Here is a 15,690-nt window from a genome sequence, read left to right as displayed (position 1 = left end):
GAATTCGTGGGGTAACCGGTGTGACAGCGGGCAGAAAAACGCGCCCGGCGGCGCGTTTTCTGTGTGGCGGGGAAATCAGCCGATGATGGTGTGCGGGTAGAAGCGGGAGAGATCCTGGGTGATCAGCTCGCGATCTTCGCGTAACCCCATGCCGCAGGGTTGATCGTCCACCAGCCAGCTGCCGATCACCACATAGCTGTCGCCGAATTTCGGCAGCGGATGGAACTGCTGGACGATCATGCCCTCTTCACCGTAAGGGCCGTCAACATGGGCCACCTGCTGCCCCTGTTGAATGATGCTGATATTCGCCCCCTCGCGGGAGAACAGCGGCTTGACCACGTAATTTTCCAGTGGCGGGTGATCGTCCTGTGCAAAGTAGGCCGGCAGCAGGTTAGGGTGGTTGGGGAACATCTCCCACAGCAGCGGCAACAACGCCTTGTTGGAGAGGATGCTTTTCCAGGCCGGTTCCAGCCAGCGCACCCCGGCATCTTCCAGCTTGGTGGCGAACATCTCGCGGAACATAAATTCCCACGGATAGAGCTTGAACAGGTTGGCGATCACCTGATCCTGCAGATCGGTGAATTGCCCCTTTTCGCCCAGGCCAATCTCATCGATGTAGAGGAATTCCGTGGGCAGCCCCGCCTCCTGCGCGCAATCCTGTAAATATTGCACCGTGCCACGATCCTCCTCGCTGTCACGGTAGCAGGTGAGGTGCAGCAAATTGAAGCCGTGGCGCGCCTTCAGGTCGGCAAAGCGGGCGATCAGCTTCTCCTGCAGGCTGTTGAACTGATCCGCCTCCGGCGGCAGGTGGCCGGCGGCGATCTGGTCTTCCAGCCACAGCCACTGGAAGAACGCCGCCTCATACAGCGAGGTCGGGGTGTCGGCGTTATTTTCCAGCAGTTTAGGCGGGTTTACGCCGTCATACGCCAGGTCAAACCGGGAGTAGAGCGACGGCTGGCCGGTGCGCCAGGCGCTGTGCACAAACTCCCGGCAGTGCCGCGGGATTTGGCAGCGGTCCATCAGCGCATCGCTGCTGACCACCCTCTCCACCACTTTCAGGCACATCTGGTGCAGCTCGGCGGTGGCCGATTCAATCTCTTCAACCTGGGCCAGCGTGAATTCGTAGCAGGCATCCTCACACCAGTACGGCTCGCCATACATGGTGTGGAACTGGAAACCGAACTCGGCGGCTTTTTCACGCCAGTCCGGGCGCTCCGGCAGGGGACGTCGTTTCATGCAGGCTTAACCCCCGAATGAGCGTGAGCCGGTGCCCATGCTGCTGCGCTGGGCGGTGGCCTGTTTCGCCACCGTTTCACCGAACCCGCCCCGGGTGGTGGTGCGGGTGGTGGCCGGTTTTGGCGCGAGCGCCGATTTCGGCACCGTCACCGTGCGGCCCGGCGTGGCCGCGCCGTAGTTACGGCCGCTGGCATCCACGAACTGGCCGTTGGCCGGGTTGCCGGGCGCGCGCGAGGTGAACAGCGGCTGCTGCGCATAGCTGCCGCCGCCCATCATCCGGCCCATCATGTAACCGGCCATCAGCGGCATCCAGAAGCTGCCGCTCTCGTGCGGCTGGGCCACGGCACCGGCCTGCGCCGGGGTCTGGGTGCATTGCCCCTCGCCGAATTCGGCCACGCAATCTTCACGGCTGGCATATTTCGGCGCGGTGCGCGCGGCCTCTTTCTGCGCCTCGGTATAGGCGGCTTTGCACTGTGCGGCATTGGAGGGGTTAGCGTTGGTGCAGTCGTCGGCGTTTTGGTACATCGAGACTTTTTCGTCGGCCTGTTCGCAGCCGGCCAGCGCAAAAGCCGCGCCGATAGCCAGCGCCAGCGGTGCCATGCGGCAACCCTTGCGGAAGGCCGACAGATTAATCTGTTGAGTCCGTTTCATCATTATTTCTCCCCTTGTTATAAGAGCGAAAAGCCCTTCCCAGTAGGGCGTAAGGATAGGTGAAAGCTGCCTGTTTTTAAAGCAACGGCGGGTTGCAATGCGCCATAGCGCCCAAACATAGAAAGGGGGAAAGAAAAACGGCACCGGCCGGGAAGCGCGGTGCCGTGGCGGCAAACCTCAGCTTAGTGCTGGAACGGGTTGCCGGAGGCGGAGGCCGTGCTGCTTTTCGCGGCGGCTTTCGCCGGGCGGGCCGGAGCAGTGGACTGACCCTGCATCGCCGCTTCGCCGCTTTCCGCTTTCACACCGCCGTCAGCGGCGGCATCCTGCTGGGCGTTCTCCGGGGCGACCGCTTCCGGGGTGGTCGGCACCGGTTTGCCGAGCGCGTTGTTCAGCATCTGCAGGTCGCTGATGTTCAGCGTGCCGAGGGCAGATTTCACATTCAGCTGGTTAATCAGGTAGTTGTAGCGCGCGCTGGAGAGCTGCTGCTTGGCGTTGTAAAGCGTGGTGGTGGCGTCCAGCACGTCAACGATGGTACGCGTCCCGACCTGGTAACCCGCTTCTGACGCATCCAGGGAGCTTTGCGCCGACACGACCGCCTGTTTGTAGGCGTTGATGCTGCTGATCGAGGCGGAGATATTGTTGAAGGAGGAGCGCACCGTCTGCACCACGGAACGGTGGGCGCTCTCCAGCTGTTCGCTGGCCCCGACGAAGTTGAACTGCGCCTGTTTGACCTGCGAACTGACCGCGCCGCCGCTGTAGAGCGGCAGGTTGAAGCTCAGGCCGATCTGGTTCTGCCCGGCATCGGTGTCATCCGCAGCGTTGCGCGAGCCGCTGTATTTGCTGTTGCTGATGCCGCTGGAGGCGGTGAGGTCCAGCGTCGGCATGTGGCCGGTCTGGTAGTAGCGGATCTGCTCACGGGCCAGATCCTGCGACAGGCGGGCGGAGAGCAGGGTCAGGTTACGGCTTTCCGCCTCTTTCAGCAGGCTGTTTACCGCCTGCGGGCGCTGGGTGGAGAAGGTGTCGATGTTCAGCGACGCCAGCTCCGGGTAGTACTGGCCGGTCACCTGGCGCAGGGATTCCAGCGCGTTGTCGAGATCGTTACGGGCCGTGACTTCGCTGGCCAGTACGCTATCATATTGGGCGCGGGCGTTCTGCACATCGGTGATCGCCACCAGGCCGACGTTAAAGCGCTGGGTGGTCTGGTCGAGCTGGCGGTAAATCGCCTGTTTCTGCGCTTCGGTATAGGAGAGCGAATCGATGGCGCTCAGCACGTTGAAGTAGGCAGTCGCCGTGTTCAGGATCAGGTTCTGCTGCGCCGTCTGGTAGGTGACGTCCTGGATCCCGGCCTGCTTCTCCTGCAAGGTCAGCGCGCGCCATTTGGACATATCAAAAATCGTCTGGGTCAGCTGCAGTGCCCCGCTGGTGACATTACTCTCCGTGTCACGGGCATCTTTAAAACCGCTGGTGTAGGTATAATCCACACCCAGCCCCAGCTGCGGCAGCAACGGACTGCGCGTTTCATTAATCTTCTCAAAGGCTGCATCGCGCTCGGCGGCAGACTGGCGCAAATCCGGGTTACTTTCGCGCGCCTGCTGGTAGACCTGAAGCAGGTTTTCAGCCTGGCTCAGGGAGCTCATGCCGGTCAGGCTCAGTCCGATAAGAAAGGGGAGCAGTTTCTTCATTTGCATTCCTTGTTGTGCAGCATGGGTGCTTATTATGTAGGTGCTGTCGAGAGCGAAAATTTTGCCGATTCTATCAGAGTATTAGGCACTGGCGAGGTGACTTAACGTGCCATCGCCCTTGAATAGTGTCAATCTACCACAATCATGCCCGAGTATAATTAATGAACATTCACGGTACTGACCTAAAACAGGCCAGGGGCACCGTTATACTCACCAGAGAGGGAACATCATGGCTTCATCCAATCAGGTTTCGCCGGTCACTTTCACCAAAAATGATGTAGAAATTATTGCACGTGAGTCACTTTATAGTGGTTTTTTTTCGCTCACCGCCTATCGTTTCCGTCACCGCCTGTTTAATGGTGAAATGAGCGGCGAAGTACGCCGTGAAGTCTTTGAGCGCGGCCATGCCGCCGTGCTGTTACCCTATGACCCGGTACGTGATGAAGTGGTGCTGGTGGAGCAGCTGCGTTTCCCGGCGCTGGAGACCAGTGACACCCCGTGGCTGCTGGAGATGGTGGCCGGGATTATTGAGCCGGGCGAAAGCCCGGAGCAGGTGGCCCGCCGCGAGGCGGTCGAGGAGGCCGGCCTGACCGTGGCCCGCTGCAAACCGGTGCTGAGCTACCTCGCCAGCCCCGGCGGCACCAGCGAGCGGCTGTCGGTGATGGTCGGAGAAGTGGATGCCGGGACGGCAGAAGGTCTGCACGGACTGGCAGAAGAGCATGAGGACATCCGGGTACATGTGGTCAGCCGTGAGCAGGCCTGTCGCTGGGTAGAAGAAGGAGCTATTGATAACGCCGCCTCAATCATTGCCCTGCAATGGCTGGCGCTGCACCATGAATCGTTACGAAAAGAGTGGTCAACTGATGATTAAGCGCTATACCCCTGATTTTCCCGAGATGATGCGGCTGTGCGAAACCAATTTCGCGCAATTACGCCGGTTGCTGCCGCGCAACGACACCGTCGGTGAGACGGTAAGTTATCAGGTAAATGGCGCCACCTACCGTTTGACGATTGAGGAATCGACGCGCTATACCTCTTTAGTGGCGATCCAGCAAACTGCCCCCGCCGTGAGCTACTGGAGCCTGCCGGCCATGACCGTGCGGCTCTATCATGATGCGATGGTGGCTGAAGTGTGTTCAAGCCAGCAGATCTACCGCTTCAAAGCACGTTATGATTATCCTAATAAAAAGTTGCATCAACGCGATGAAAAGCATCAAATTAACCAGTTTCTTGCTGATTGGTTGCGCTACTGTTTAGCGCATGGAGCGATGGCGGTTCCGGTTTGTTAAACAGACGGAGATAACAAAGGACACCATTTGGAAAGCCTGTTTACGCTGCCTGTGGCCGGTGACGCCAGGGTCAGGATATTACAAATAACCGATACGCACCTGTTTGCCGGTGAACATGAGACTTTGCTGGGCGTCAACACCCTGCGGAGTTATCACGCGGTGCTGGACGCGATCGCCGCGCAGCAGCGGCCGGTGGACATCATCGCCGCAACCGGCGATCTGGCCCAGGATCATTCGCTGGCGGCGTACCGGCATTTTGCGGCCGGTATTGCGCGTTTTCCGGTGCCCTGCCTTTGGCTGCCGGGTAACCACGACTTCCAGCCGGCGATGGTGGATGCGCTGGCCGGGGCGGGGATTGCGCCCTCCAAACAGGCGCTGCTGGGCGACCACTGGCAGATGGTGCTGCTGGATACGCAGGTCTCCGGTGTGCCGCACGGCGAGCTGAGTGAGTACCAGCTGGCGTGGCTGGGGCGCTGCCTGGCGGCTTACCCCGACCGCTATACCCTGCTGATGCTGCACCACCACCCGCTGCCTTCCGGCTGCACCTGGCTCGATCAGCACAGCCTGCGCAACGCCCATGAACTGGCGGCGCTGCTGGCGAACTACCCGAAAGTCACCACGCTGCTGTGCGGCCATATCCATCAGGAGATGGATGTGCCGTGGCATGGCCGCCGGCTGCTGGCCACGCCGTCGACCTGTGTGCAGTTCAAACCGCACTGCACCAGCTTCACCATCGACAGTGCGGCGCCCGGCTGGCGTTACCTCGATCTCTACCCGGATGGCCGGCTGGAGACAGAGGTGCACCGCCTCGACACCCACGAGTTCAGCCCTGATATGGATTCGGACGGTTACTGATGAGCACCTTACTCTACCTGCACGGTTTCAACAGCTCGCCGCTTTCGGCCAAGGCTACGGCCCTGAAGGCGTGGCTGGCGGTGCACCACCCGCATATCGACATGGTGGTGCCGCAGCTCGCGCCGTTCCCGGATGCGGTGGCCGAGCAGCTGGAGTCGCTGGTGATGGCGCGCGCAGGCGAAAACCTCGGCATTGTCGGCTCGTCGCTGGGCGGCTACTACGCCACCTGGCTGTCGCAATGCTTCGCCGTGCCGGCGGTGGTGGTCAACCCGGCGGTGCGCCCCTACGAGCTGCTGCTCGACTATTTAGGGCAGAACCAGAACCCCTACACCGGCCAACAATATGTGTTAGAGTCTCGCCACGTCTACGACCTGAAAACCATGCAGGTCGATCCCCTGGAGTCGCCGGATTTGCTCTGGCTGCTGCAACAGACCGGAGATGAGATTCTCGATTACCGTCAGGCCGTGGCCTTCTATACCGCCTGCCGCCAGACGGTAGAGCCGGGCGGGAACCACACCTTTACCGGGTTCGAACGCTTCTTCTCTCCGATTGTGGATTTTTTAGGGCTGGCGTCTGACTGACGCCCTGTGTCACAGCCCGCCGCGAACCGGGCGGTTGACCGGCCGCCGCGCCGGTTCCCGCCAGCCCACCAACAACTGGCCACGAATAGTAATCAAAGATGAGTCAATCAAGTTATAACGCAGATTCCATTGAGGTTCTCAGCGGCCTTGAACCGGTGCGCCGTCGCCCGGGCATGTATACCGATACCTCACGCCCCAACCACCTTGGTCAGGAAGTCATCGATAACAGCGTCGATGAGGCGCTGGCCGGCCACGCCCGCAAGGTCGAAGTGATCCTCCACGCTGACCAGTCGCTGGAAGTGATCGACGACGGCCGCGGCATGCCGGTGGACATCCACCCGGAAGAGGGCATCCCGGCAGTGGAGCTGATCTTCTGCCGCCTCCATGCGGGCGGCAAGTTCTCCAACAAAAACTACCAGTTCTCCGGCGGCCTGCACGGCGTGGGGATCTCCGTGGTCAACGCCCTCTCGACCCGGGTGGAAGTCACCGTCAAGCGCGGCGGCCAGGTCTATGAGATGGCGTTCGAGAATGGCGATAAAGTGCAGGATCTGGGCGTCACCGGCACCTGCCCGAAACGCGTGACCGGTACCCGCGTCCAGTTCTGGCCGGACGGCAGCTTCTTCGACAGCCCGCGCTTCTCCGTCAGCCGGTTGTCGCACCTGCTGAAAGCCAAAGCGGTGCTCTGCCCGGGCGTGGAGATTGTCTTCAAAGACAAGCTCAACAACACCGAGCAGCGCTGGTGCTACGAAGATGGCCTGACCGACTACCTGATGGAGTCCGTCAACGGGCTGGTGACCCTGCCGGAGAAACCCTTTGTCGGCTCGTTCGCCGGGGACACCGAAGCGGTGGACTGGGCGCTGCTCTGGCTGCCGGAAGGCGGCGAGCTGCTGACGGAAAGCTACGTCAACCTGATCCCGACCATGCAGGGCGGCACCCACGTCAACGGGCTGCGCCAGGGCCTGCTGGACGCGATGCGCGAATTCTGCGAATTCCGCAACATCCTGCCGCGCGGCGTGAAGCTGTCGGCCGAGGACATCTGGGACCGCTGCGCACATGTGCTTTCGGTCAAGATGCAGGACCCGCAGTTCGCCGGCCAGACCAAAGAGCGCCTTTCGTCGCGCCAGTGCGCGGCCTTTGTTTCCGGCGTGGTGAAAGATGCCTTCAGCCTCTGGCTGAACCAGAACGTGCAGGCGGCGGAGCAGCTGGCAGAGCTGGCGATCTCCAGCGCCCAGCGCCGGATGCGCGCCGCCAAGAAAGTGGTGCGTAAAAAGCTCACCAGCGGCCCGGCGCTGCCCGGCAAACTGGCGGACTGCACCTCGCAGGATCTCAGCATGACCGAGCTGTTCCTGGTCGAGGGGGACTCCGCAGGCGGTTCCGCCAAGCAGGCGCGTGACCGCGAATACCAGGCGATCATGCCGCTGAAAGGGAAAATCCTGAACACCTGGGAGGTCTCCTCCGACGAGGTGCTGGCGTCGCAGGAGGTGCATGACATCTCCGTCGCCATCGGCATGGATCCGGACAGCGAAGACCTGACCCAGCTGCGCTACGGCAAGATCTGTATCCTGGCGGATGCGGACTCCGACGGCCTGCACATCGCCACGCTGCTCTGTGCGCTGTTCGTGCGCCACTTCCGCTCGCTGGTGCAGGGCGGCCACGTTTATGTGGCGATGCCGCCGCTCTACCGCATCGACCTCGGCAAAGAGGTCTACTATGCGCTGGACGAGGAGGAGAAGGCCGGGGTGCTGGATCAGCTCAAGCGTAAAAAGGGCAAGCCGAACGTTCAGCGCTTCAAAGGGCTGGGCGAGATGAACCCGATGCAGCTGCGTGAAACCACCCTCGACCCGAACACCCGCCGCCTGGTGCAGCTCACCATCAGCGATGAGGATGTGGACCAGACCCTGGCGATCATGGATATGCTGCTGGCCAAAAAGCGTTCTGAAGACCGCCGTAACTGGCTGCAGGACAAAGGTGACAAGGCCGAGCTGGCCGTATGATGCCTCTCCCGGCCGCCGCCCCGGCGGCCGGGCTTTTCTTCTGCAAGGTTGCCGATGAAACTCACCCTGGACGAACTCTCCGCCTTTGTGGCCGTCACTGACAGCGGCTCCATCACCGCCGCCGCAGAACAGCTGGGCCAGACCTCATCCGGCATCAGCCGTGCGCTGAGCCGCCTGGAAACCAAGCTCGATATTACCCTGTTGCGCCGCACCACCCGCCGCCTGGAGCTGACGGAGGAGGGGGCGCTGTTCCTGACCCACGCGCGCCAGATTATGGCGTCGGTGGAGCAGGCCGAGGAGCAGATCGCCCTGCGGCGCGAAACCCCGGCCGGGCGGCTGCGCGTCAATGCAGCCGCGCCCTTTATGGAGCATGTGATTGTGCCGCTGATCGGCGGCTTCCGGCAACGCTACCCGCAGATCACGCTGGAGCTGAACACCGACAACCAGATCATCGATCTGCTGGAGAAGCGCACCGACGTGGCGATCCGCATCGGCACGCTGCGGGATTCCACCATCCATGCGCGGCTGCTGGGGCGCAGCCGGTTGCAACTGCTGGCCAGCCCGGACTATCTGGCGCGCCACGGCACGCCGGAGCGGGTAGAGGATCTGGCGCGCCACAGCCTGCTCGGCTTTACCCAGCCGGAGTCCCTGAACCAGTGGCCGGTGCTGACGGATGACGGCGCACGGCTGACGATTACGCCGTCGCTGTCGGCCTCCAGCGGTGAAACCCTGCGCCATCTGGCGCTACAAGGCGAGGGGATTGTGCAGCTGGCAGAGTTCATGACGCGCGAAGATTGCCGCCGGGGGCGGCTGGTGCCGGTGCTGGCGGCGCTCACCGAGCCGGAAACCCAGCCGGTCAATGCCGTCTATTACCGCAACACCCAGCTGGTGGCGCGCATCACCTGCTTCCTGGACTACCTCAGCGAACGTATGGCTGAGGGGCTGCTCTGAGACGCGGGAAAAGGGCATAAAAAAAGCCGCATCGGGCGGCTTCTCAGGAAAACAGGCGGGGATCAGGGTTTGTCGAGAATGTGGATCACCACCTCTTGCACATCCTGTTTAATCGCTTCGCGATGGTGGTGCATATGCGCCTGTTGCTGGTGCTGTTCAAGGTGGTTCAGGCTCTCCCACTCTTCCAGCATGAAGATGGAATCGGGGGCGGTTTTGCGCCACGGCACCTGCCCGTTGAAGTCGATCATCGGCACATAACTGCCGCAACCCTGCTCCGCGCGCACGGTAGGCAGCAATGCGTTAATCTGCTCCAGCACCGCCTCCCGGCGACCGGGCCTGACCTTGATTTCAGCAATAACAGTAATCATATGTGTCCTCGTCGGCATCCGTGCGGATGGGGAGGGAAAGGGCAGCACTCCGTGGCGGCCCTTTCGTCATACAGTGACGCTTACAGTGTGGGCATTGCTGTCAAAAGATGCCATCGGGCATCGTCTGATTTCACCGCTGGGATCAGATATTAAAGACGTGATCCAGGTGCGCGCGGTAGCGGGCGATGTCGTTTTCGATCTCTGGCTGCTTGATCACATCGTTACAGATGAAGGTCGGCAGGCCGGCCATGCCGATGAACTCATTGGCTTTGTGGAAGTGCATGTAGAGGCCGTCCACGCCGACGCCGTGGAAGAACTGCTCTTTGTCGGTGAACGCTTCCAGCGGGGCGTTCCAGGTCAGGGAGAGCATGTAGGTTTTACCCTGCAGCAGGCCGCCGGAGCCATATTTTTTCGACGCATCAGCGCGGGTGCGGCCGTCGCTGGCGTAGAGCTTGCCGTGGCCTTCGGTAAAGACTTCATCGATGTACTTCTTCATGATCCACGGCTCGCCCATCCACCAGCCCGGCATCTGGTAGATCACCGTGTCGGCCCAGAGGTAGTTTTCCACTTCCGTGGGGACGTCATAGCCCTGGTCGATATGGACGACGCGCACCTCATGGCCGCTGTCACGCAGGAAGCCGGCGGCCACATCAGTCATGGTGTTGTTCAGGGCGCCCTTGGAGTGGGCGAACTCTTTTGCCGCATTCAGGATCAGGATATTGCTCATGGATTCTCTCCGGTTCGTTTTCGGGGCCTGGTTTTTGATTCAGGGAGTCTACGCGGGAAAACGCCCGGGAAAAATGAGCAACGCGTCACAAAACTTTTGCTTAAAACGCAACAATCACCGGGTTAAACCCGCATTTGCTGCGGGAATAGCGGGCGCGCCCGGGCCGCGGTCAGGGGGATTTTGTGGTATAATTCCCGCCATACACACCGCCTGCGGCCGCGGCCTGACTGCCGCACCGCCCTTGCGTTTCCACATCCTTTTAACACCGCTTAGCGTGCATACATCGCTGTGACAGCGCGATGCCGGATAAGGTACTATCGCCGCATAAAGTACGCTTGCAAAAGACAGTACGCTTGCAAAATAAGCACTCTCGCCGGCAACGCCTGCCGGCTGCGGCATAAAGAGACAACACGGTCTGAGGAATAATGATTAATGAGTGATATGACTCATGACGGTGCTGAGCGCCTTGCGCTGCACACGTTTACTGAGAACGCCTACCTGAACTACTCCATGTACGTGATCATGGATCGGGCACTGCCGTTTATCGGTGACGGTCTGAAGCCGGTACAACGCCGGATCATCTATGCGATGTCGGAACTGGGGCTGAACGCCAGCGCGAAATTCAAGAAATCGGCCCGTACCGTGGGTGACGTGCTGGGGAAATACCACCCGCATGGTGACAGCGCCTGCTACGAAGCGATGGTGCTGATGGCGCAGCCATTCTCCTACCGCTACCCGCTGGTCGACGGCCAGGGCAACTGGGGCGCGCCGGATGACCCGAAATCCTTCGCGGCGATGCGTTATACCGAGTCGCGCCTGTCGAAATATGCCGAAGTGCTGCTGCGCGAGCTGGGCCAGGGCACCGTGGACTGGGTGCCGAACTTTGACGGCACCCTCGACGAGCCGAAAATGCTGCCGGCACGGCTGCCGAACATCCTGCTCAACGGCACCACCGGGATCGCGGTCGGCATGGCCACCGACATCCCGCCGCACAACCTGCGTGAAGTGGCGAAAGCCGCGGTGCTGCTGCTGGACAAACCCAACACGGAACTTGATGAGCTGCTGGCCCATGTGCAGGGGCCGGACTTCCCCACCGAAGCGGAGATCATCACCCCGCGTGACGAGCTGCGCAAACTCTACCAGACCGGGCGCGGCTCGGTGCGGATGCGCGCGGTATGGAAGAAAGAAGAGGGCGACGTGGTGATCACCGCGCTGCCGCACCAGGTGTCCGGTGCCAAGGTGCTGGAGCAGATCGCCAGCCAGATGCGGGCGAAAAAGCTGCCGATGGTGGAAGACCTGCGCGACGAGTCGGACCACGAGAACCCGACCCGGCTGGTGGTGGTGCCGCGCTCCAACCGTGTGGACATGGATCAGGTGATGAACCACCTGTTTGCCACCACCGATCTGGAGAAAAGCTACCGCGTTAACATGAACATGATCGGGCTGGATGGCCGCCCGACGGTGAAAGGGCTGGTGGAGATCCTCGCCGAGTGGCTGGTGTTCCGCCGCAACACCGTGCGCCTGCGCCTGAACCACCGGCTGGAGAAGGTGCTCAAACGCCTGCATATCCTCGAAGGGTTACTGACCGCCTTCCTGAATATCGATGAAGTGATCCACATCATCCGCAGCGAAGATGAGCCGAAAGCGGTGCTGGTGCAGCGTTTCGGCCTGAGCGAAACCCAGGCGGAAGCGATTCTGGAGCTGAAACTGCGCCACCTCGCCAAACTGGAAGAGATGAAAATCCGCGGCGAGCAGGATGAGCTGGCCAAAGAGCGCGACCAGCTCCAGGCGCTGCTGGCCTCAGAACGCAAGCTGAATACGCTGATCCGCAAAGAGATCCTGGCGGATGCCGACGCCTACGGGGATGACCGCCGTTCGCCGCTGCATGAGCGTGATGAAGCCAAAGCGATGAGCGAAACGGACATCCTGCCGTCGGAGCCGGTGACCATTGTGCTGTCGCAGATGGGCTGGGTGCGCAGCGCCAAAGGCCACGACATCGACCCAACCGGCCTGAGCTACAAAGCGGGTGACAGCTTCCTGGCGGCCGCGCGCGGCAAGAGCAACCAGCCGGTGGTGTTCATGGACTCCACCGGCCGCAGCTATGCGCTGGAACCCACCACGCTGCCGTCGGCGCGCGGGCAGGGCGAGCCGCTCACCGGCAAGCTGACACCGCCGCCGGGCGCGGTGATTGAGCAGGTGCTGATGGCACCGGACGACCAGAAACTGCTGATGGCCTCAGACGCCGGTTACGGCTTCGTCTGTACCTTTAGCGACCTTGTGGCGCGCAACCGCGCCGGTAAGGCGATGATCACCCTGCCGGAGAATGCCAAGGCGCTGACGCCGCTGGAGATCCACGGTGAGGATGACATGCTGCTCTCCATCACCGCCGCAGGCCGGATGCTGATGTTCCCGGTGGCGGATCTGCCGCAGCTCTCCAAAGGCAAAGGCAACAAGATCGTCTCGATTCCGTCGGCGCAGGCCGCGGCCGGGGAAGATCGCCTCGCCTGGCTGTTTGTGCTGCCGCCGCAGACCTCGCTGACGCTCTACATCGGCAAGCGCAAACTGACGCTGCGCCCGGAAGATTTGCAGAAATACCGGGCGGAACGCGGCCGTAAAGGCACCCTGTTGCCGCGCGGCCTGCAGAAGATCGACCGGGTGGATGTGGATGCCCCGGCCCGGCCGGAGAGCGCCGCCGGCGACGAGGCGTAATCCCGCTGCCGGAAAAGAGACGCCCCGGGGCCAACTGCCCCGGGGCGTTATGCGTCCTGGGCATAAACGTGCCCGGCCTCACCGGATTAACGTTTTTTTCGGTGAATATTCATCGTTTGCATTAATATAGCCGGGGCATCACCCCGGTGAACAGATTCTTACCCCGGTGAACGCACCAGTGAACAATGGGTGAGCAGGGCACCTTCTTCGCTAAAAAGAAACCCTGCTGTTTCATCAGGAAGCAAGGAGACCGGCACTCCGGCCGCACGCGCCAGAGGCCGGATATACGCTAAAGAGGTTGTTATGTTGTTGATAGTGCGTACTATTATTGCCGTGTTGTTCTCAATTCTGGTCTGTATTTTTGGATCGATTTTTTGCCTTTTCAGCCCGCGCGACCCGCGCCACGTGGCCCGTTTCGGCCATATGTTCGGGAAGCTCTCCACCCTGTTCGGCATTACCGTCGAGAAACGCCTGCCGCCGGGCGCAGCGCAGTACGGTAACTGCATCTATATTGCCAACCACCAGAACAACTACGACATGGTGACGGTCTCCAACATGGTGCAGCCGCGTACCGTGACCGTGGGCAAAAAGAGCCTGTTGTGGATCCCGTTCTTCGGCCCGCTCTACTGGCTGACCGGTAACCTGCTGATTGACCGCGACAACCGCGCCAAAGCCCACAGCACCATCTCCCAGGTGGTGGAGCAGTTCAAAAAACGCGACATCTCCATCTGGATGTTCCCGGAAGGGACCCGCAGCCGCGGCCGCGGCCTGATGCCGTTCAAAACCGGTGCTTTCCATGCGGCGATTGCCGCCGGGGTGCCGATTGTGCCGATCTGCGTCTCCAACACGCACGGCAAAATCAACCTGAACCGCTGGTCAAACGGGCTGGTGATTGTTGAAATGCTGCCGCCGATCGAGACCACCGGTTACGGCAAAGAGCGCGTCCGTGAGCTGGCCGAGCTGTGCCGGGCGCAGATGCAGGCTAAAATTGCCGAACTGGATGCGGAAGTCGCGCAACGCGAAGCCGCCGCCAAAAAAGGCAAGTAGCCAGGTAAATAGCCCGGCGGCGTGCGCGCCGCCAACGGGTAATGCCCTTCCGGCCTGGGGATCAGGCCCGTGCGCAGCCCGCAGGCCGCGCCATTTTCACCCGGCCTGTGGCCGGGTTTTGCACACAGTCTTGATATTGCTTTTCATGGAGAAGATATGTCACTCAGTCGGCGTCAGTTTTTACAGGCATCGGGTATGGCATTGGCTGCCGGTACCCTACCGCTGAGGGCAGAGGCGAGCGGAACGCAGGTGGCGCTGCCGGTGCCCCCGTTGCTGGAATCCCGCCGCGGCCAGCCGCTGTTTTTGACCCTGCAACGCGCCCACTGGTCATTTACCGGCGGGGCGAAAGCCAACGTCTGGGGCGTCAACGGGCTCTACCTCGGGCCGACGGTGCGCGTCTTCAGCGGTGATGACGTCAAGCTTATCTACAGCAACCGGCTGTCGGAGCCGGTCGCGATGACCATCAGCGGCCTGCAGGTGCCCGGCACCCTGGCCGGCGGTGCCGGGCGCATGATGTCGCCGGGCGTGGACTGGTCACCGGTGCTGCCGATCCGCCAGCAGGCCGCGACCTGCTGGTATCACGCCAATACCCCGAACCGCATGGCACCGCACGTCTATAACGGGCTGGCCGGGCTGTGGCTGGTGGAAGACAGCGTCAGCAAATCCCTGCCGCTGCCGAGCCACTACGGGGTCGATGATTTCCCGCTGATTTTGCAGGACAAGCGGCTGGATAACTTCGGCACGCCGGAGTATGACGCCCCGGCGCAGGGCGGCTTCCTGGGGGATAACCTGCTGGTTAACGGTGTGGAAAACCCCTATGTCGAGGTGTCGCGCGGCTGGGTACGTTTGCGCCTGCTGAACGCCTCCAACTCGCGCCGCTTTATGCTGCAAATGAGCGACAACCGCCAATTCCATGTGGTCGCGTCCGATCAGGGCTTCCTGCCTGCGCCGGTCGCAGTGTCGCGCCTGTCACTGGCACCGGGCGAACGCCGGGAGATTCTGGTCGATATGTCGCAGGGCGACGAGGTGTCGATCACGGCCGGGGAATCCGCCGGGATCATGGACCGGCTGCGCGGGCTGTTTGAGCCGTCGAGCATCCTGATCTCCACCCTGGTGCTGACGCTGAAACCCACCGGCCTGCTGCCGCTGGTCACTGACAACCTGCCGATGCGGCTGCTGGCTGACCAACTGCTGGAGGGCAGCGTGGTGCGGGTACGGGAGTTCCGGTTGGGGGACAACCTGGCCGGGATCAACGGCGCGATCTGGGACATGAACCGCACCGACGTGCAGGCGCTGCAGGGCACCTGGGAGCGCTGGACGGTACATGCCGACCTGCCGCAATCCTTCCATATCCAGGGCGTCTCGTTCCTGGTGAAAAGCGTCAACGGCGGCCCGCCGCTGGTGGAAGATGCCGGGTTCAAAGACACGGTATGGGTGGATGGCGAAGTCGAGCTGCTGGTCTACTTCAACCAGCCGTCGTTTGAGCATTTCCCCTTCCTCTACTACAGCCAGACGCTGGAGATGGCCGACCGCGGCTCCGCCGGCCAGCTGGTGGTGCAGCCCTCTGCCTGACGCCCTTTGCGGCAGTGCGATCCCGCCC

Annotated in this window: 14 protein-coding genes; 9 read left to right on the top strand and 5 right to left on the bottom strand. The window is 61.7% G+C overall.

Features of this window, described 5'->3' with window-relative positions; all coding sequences use genetic code 11:
* Positions 1–75: 75 nt before the first annotated feature.
* The 3 genes from CYR32_RS13450 to tolC form a co-directional block, all read right to left on the bottom strand.
* Complete coding sequence (locus CYR32_RS13450) at positions 76–1,236, bottom strand: glutathionylspermidine synthase family protein (protein WP_101825206.1); 1,161 nt, start codon at positions 1,234–1,236, stop codon at positions 76–78.
* A gap of 6 nt (positions 1,237–1,242) precedes the next feature.
* Positions 1,243–1,887: a DUF1190 family protein gene (locus CYR32_RS13445; protein WP_101825300.1), complete on the bottom strand. Its 645-nt coding sequence runs from the start codon at positions 1,885–1,887 to the stop codon at positions 1,243–1,245.
* Positions 1,888–2,069: 182 nt separating this feature from the next.
* Positions 2,070–3,569 carry an outer membrane channel protein TolC gene (gene tolC, locus CYR32_RS13440; protein ID WP_101825204.1) on the bottom strand — a complete coding sequence of 500 codons (1,500 nt, stop codon included), beginning with the start codon at positions 3,567–3,569 and terminating at the stop codon, positions 2,070–2,072.
* 229 nt (positions 3,570–3,798) lie between these two features.
* Here tolC and nudF point away from each other — a divergent pair, with 229 nt between their 5' ends.
* The 6 genes from nudF to CYR32_RS13410 all read left to right on the top strand — a co-directional run bounded on the left by nudF (position 3,799) and on the right by CYR32_RS13410 (position 9,239).
* Complete coding sequence (nudF, locus tag CYR32_RS13435; RefSeq protein ID WP_101825203.1) at positions 3,799–4,440, top strand: ADP-ribose diphosphatase; 642 nt, start codon at positions 3,799–3,801, stop codon at positions 4,438–4,440.
* Entirely contained in the window at positions 4,436–4,858 is a 423-nt protein-coding gene (locus tag CYR32_RS13430; RefSeq protein WP_165698242.1) for a DUF1249 family protein, read from the top strand. Before nudF ends, CYR32_RS13430 begins: the two co-directional genes overlap by 5 nt.
* Before the next feature lie 27 nt (positions 4,859–4,885).
* Complete coding sequence (gene cpdA, locus CYR32_RS13425; RefSeq protein ID WP_101825198.1) at positions 4,886–5,713, top strand: 3',5'-cyclic-AMP phosphodiesterase; 828 nt, start codon at positions 4,886–4,888, stop codon at positions 5,711–5,713.
* The gene (gene yqiA, locus CYR32_RS13420) at positions 5,713–6,294 is read left to right on the top strand and encodes an esterase YqiA (protein WP_101825196.1); all 582 of its coding nucleotides are present in this window, start codon (positions 5,713–5,715) and stop codon (positions 6,292–6,294) included. The genes cpdA and yqiA overlap by 1 nt, the downstream gene beginning before the upstream one ends.
* Before the next feature lie 98 nt (positions 6,295–6,392).
* Positions 6,393–8,288, top strand: a complete 1,896-nt coding sequence (parE, locus tag CYR32_RS13415) for a DNA topoisomerase IV subunit B (protein ID WP_101825194.1) — start codon at positions 6,393–6,395, stop codon at positions 8,286–8,288.
* Between the two features lie 54 nt (positions 8,289–8,342).
* Entirely contained in the window at positions 8,343–9,239 is an 897-nt protein-coding gene (locus CYR32_RS13410; RefSeq protein ID WP_101825192.1) for a LysR substrate-binding domain-containing protein, read from the top strand.
* 62 nt (positions 9,240–9,301) lie between these two features.
* Here CYR32_RS13410 and CYR32_RS13405 read toward each other — a convergent pair whose 3' ends face one another.
* Together CYR32_RS13405 and CYR32_RS13400 are read right to left on the bottom strand one after the other, a co-directional pair.
* Complete coding sequence (locus CYR32_RS13405; protein ID WP_101825190.1) at positions 9,302–9,607, bottom strand: putative quinol monooxygenase; 306 nt, start codon at positions 9,605–9,607, stop codon at positions 9,302–9,304.
* A 142-nt stretch (positions 9,608–9,749) separates the two neighbouring features.
* Positions 9,750–10,334 (bottom strand): NAD(P)H-dependent oxidoreductase, encoded by a 585-nt coding sequence (locus CYR32_RS13400; protein ID WP_101825188.1) that lies wholly within the window; start codon positions 10,332–10,334, stop codon positions 9,750–9,752.
* Between the two features lie 432 nt (positions 10,335–10,766).
* On the opposite strand from CYR32_RS13400, the gene parC reads away from it, so the two are divergent.
* From parC to ftsP, 3 genes are all read left to right on the top strand, one after another.
* Positions 10,767–13,043, top strand: coding sequence for a DNA topoisomerase IV subunit A (gene parC, locus CYR32_RS13395; protein ID WP_101825185.1), 2,277 nt, complete (start codon positions 10,767–10,769; stop codon positions 13,041–13,043).
* Positions 13,044–13,346: 303 nt separating this feature from the next.
* Positions 13,347–14,090, top strand: coding sequence for a 1-acylglycerol-3-phosphate O-acyltransferase (locus CYR32_RS13390; protein WP_101825183.1), 744 nt, complete (start codon positions 13,347–13,349; stop codon positions 14,088–14,090).
* A gap of 156 nt (positions 14,091–14,246) precedes the next feature.
* On the top strand, positions 14,247–15,662 hold the full coding sequence (gene ftsP, locus CYR32_RS13385; RefSeq protein ID WP_101825181.1) for a cell division protein FtsP: 1,416 nt from the start codon (positions 14,247–14,249) through the stop codon (positions 15,660–15,662).
* Positions 15,663–15,690 lie beyond the last annotated feature (28 nt).

The organism is Chimaeribacter coloradensis, assembly GCF_002858715.1.
In the GTDB taxonomy this organism is placed as follows: Bacteria; Pseudomonadota; Gammaproteobacteria; order Enterobacterales; family Enterobacteriaceae; genus Chimaeribacter; species Chimaeribacter coloradensis.
This window is presented reverse-complemented; position numbering and strand designations above follow the sequence as displayed.

Coding starts and splice junctions, on each gene's coding strand:
- CYR32_RS13450 (WP_101825206.1), bottom strand. CDS start 1,236: ATGAAACGACGTCCCCTGCCGGAGCGCCCGGACTGGCGTGAAAAAGCC.
- CYR32_RS13445 (WP_101825300.1), bottom strand. CDS start 1,887: ATGAAACGGACTCAACAGATTAATCTGTCGGCCTTCCGCAAGGGTTGC.
- tolC (WP_101825204.1), bottom strand. CDS start 3,569: ATGAAGAAACTGCTCCCCTTTCTTATCGGACTGAGCCTGACCGGCATG.
- nudF (WP_101825203.1), top strand. CDS start 3,799: ATGGCTTCATCCAATCAGGTTTCGCCGGTCACTTTCACCAAAAATGAT.
- yqiA (WP_101825196.1), top strand. CDS start 5,713: ATGAGCACCTTACTCTACCTGCACGGTTTCAACAGCTCGCCGCTTTCG.
- parE (WP_101825194.1), top strand. CDS start 6,393: ATGAGTCAATCAAGTTATAACGCAGATTCCATTGAGGTTCTCAGCGGC.
- CYR32_RS13410 (WP_101825192.1), top strand. CDS start 8,343: ATGAAACTCACCCTGGACGAACTCTCCGCCTTTGTGGCCGTCACTGAC.
- CYR32_RS13405 (WP_101825190.1), bottom strand. CDS start 9,607: ATGATTACTGTTATTGCTGAAATCAAGGTCAGGCCCGGTCGCCGGGAG.
- CYR32_RS13400 (WP_101825188.1), bottom strand. CDS start 10,334: ATGAGCAATATCCTGATCCTGAATGCGGCAAAAGAGTTCGCCCACTCC.
- parC (WP_101825185.1), top strand. CDS start 10,767: ATGAGTGATATGACTCATGACGGTGCTGAGCGCCTTGCGCTGCACACG.
- CYR32_RS13390 (WP_101825183.1), top strand. CDS start 13,347: ATGTTGTTGATAGTGCGTACTATTATTGCCGTGTTGTTCTCAATTCTG.
- ftsP (WP_101825181.1), top strand. CDS start 14,247: ATGTCACTCAGTCGGCGTCAGTTTTTACAGGCATCGGGTATGGCATTG.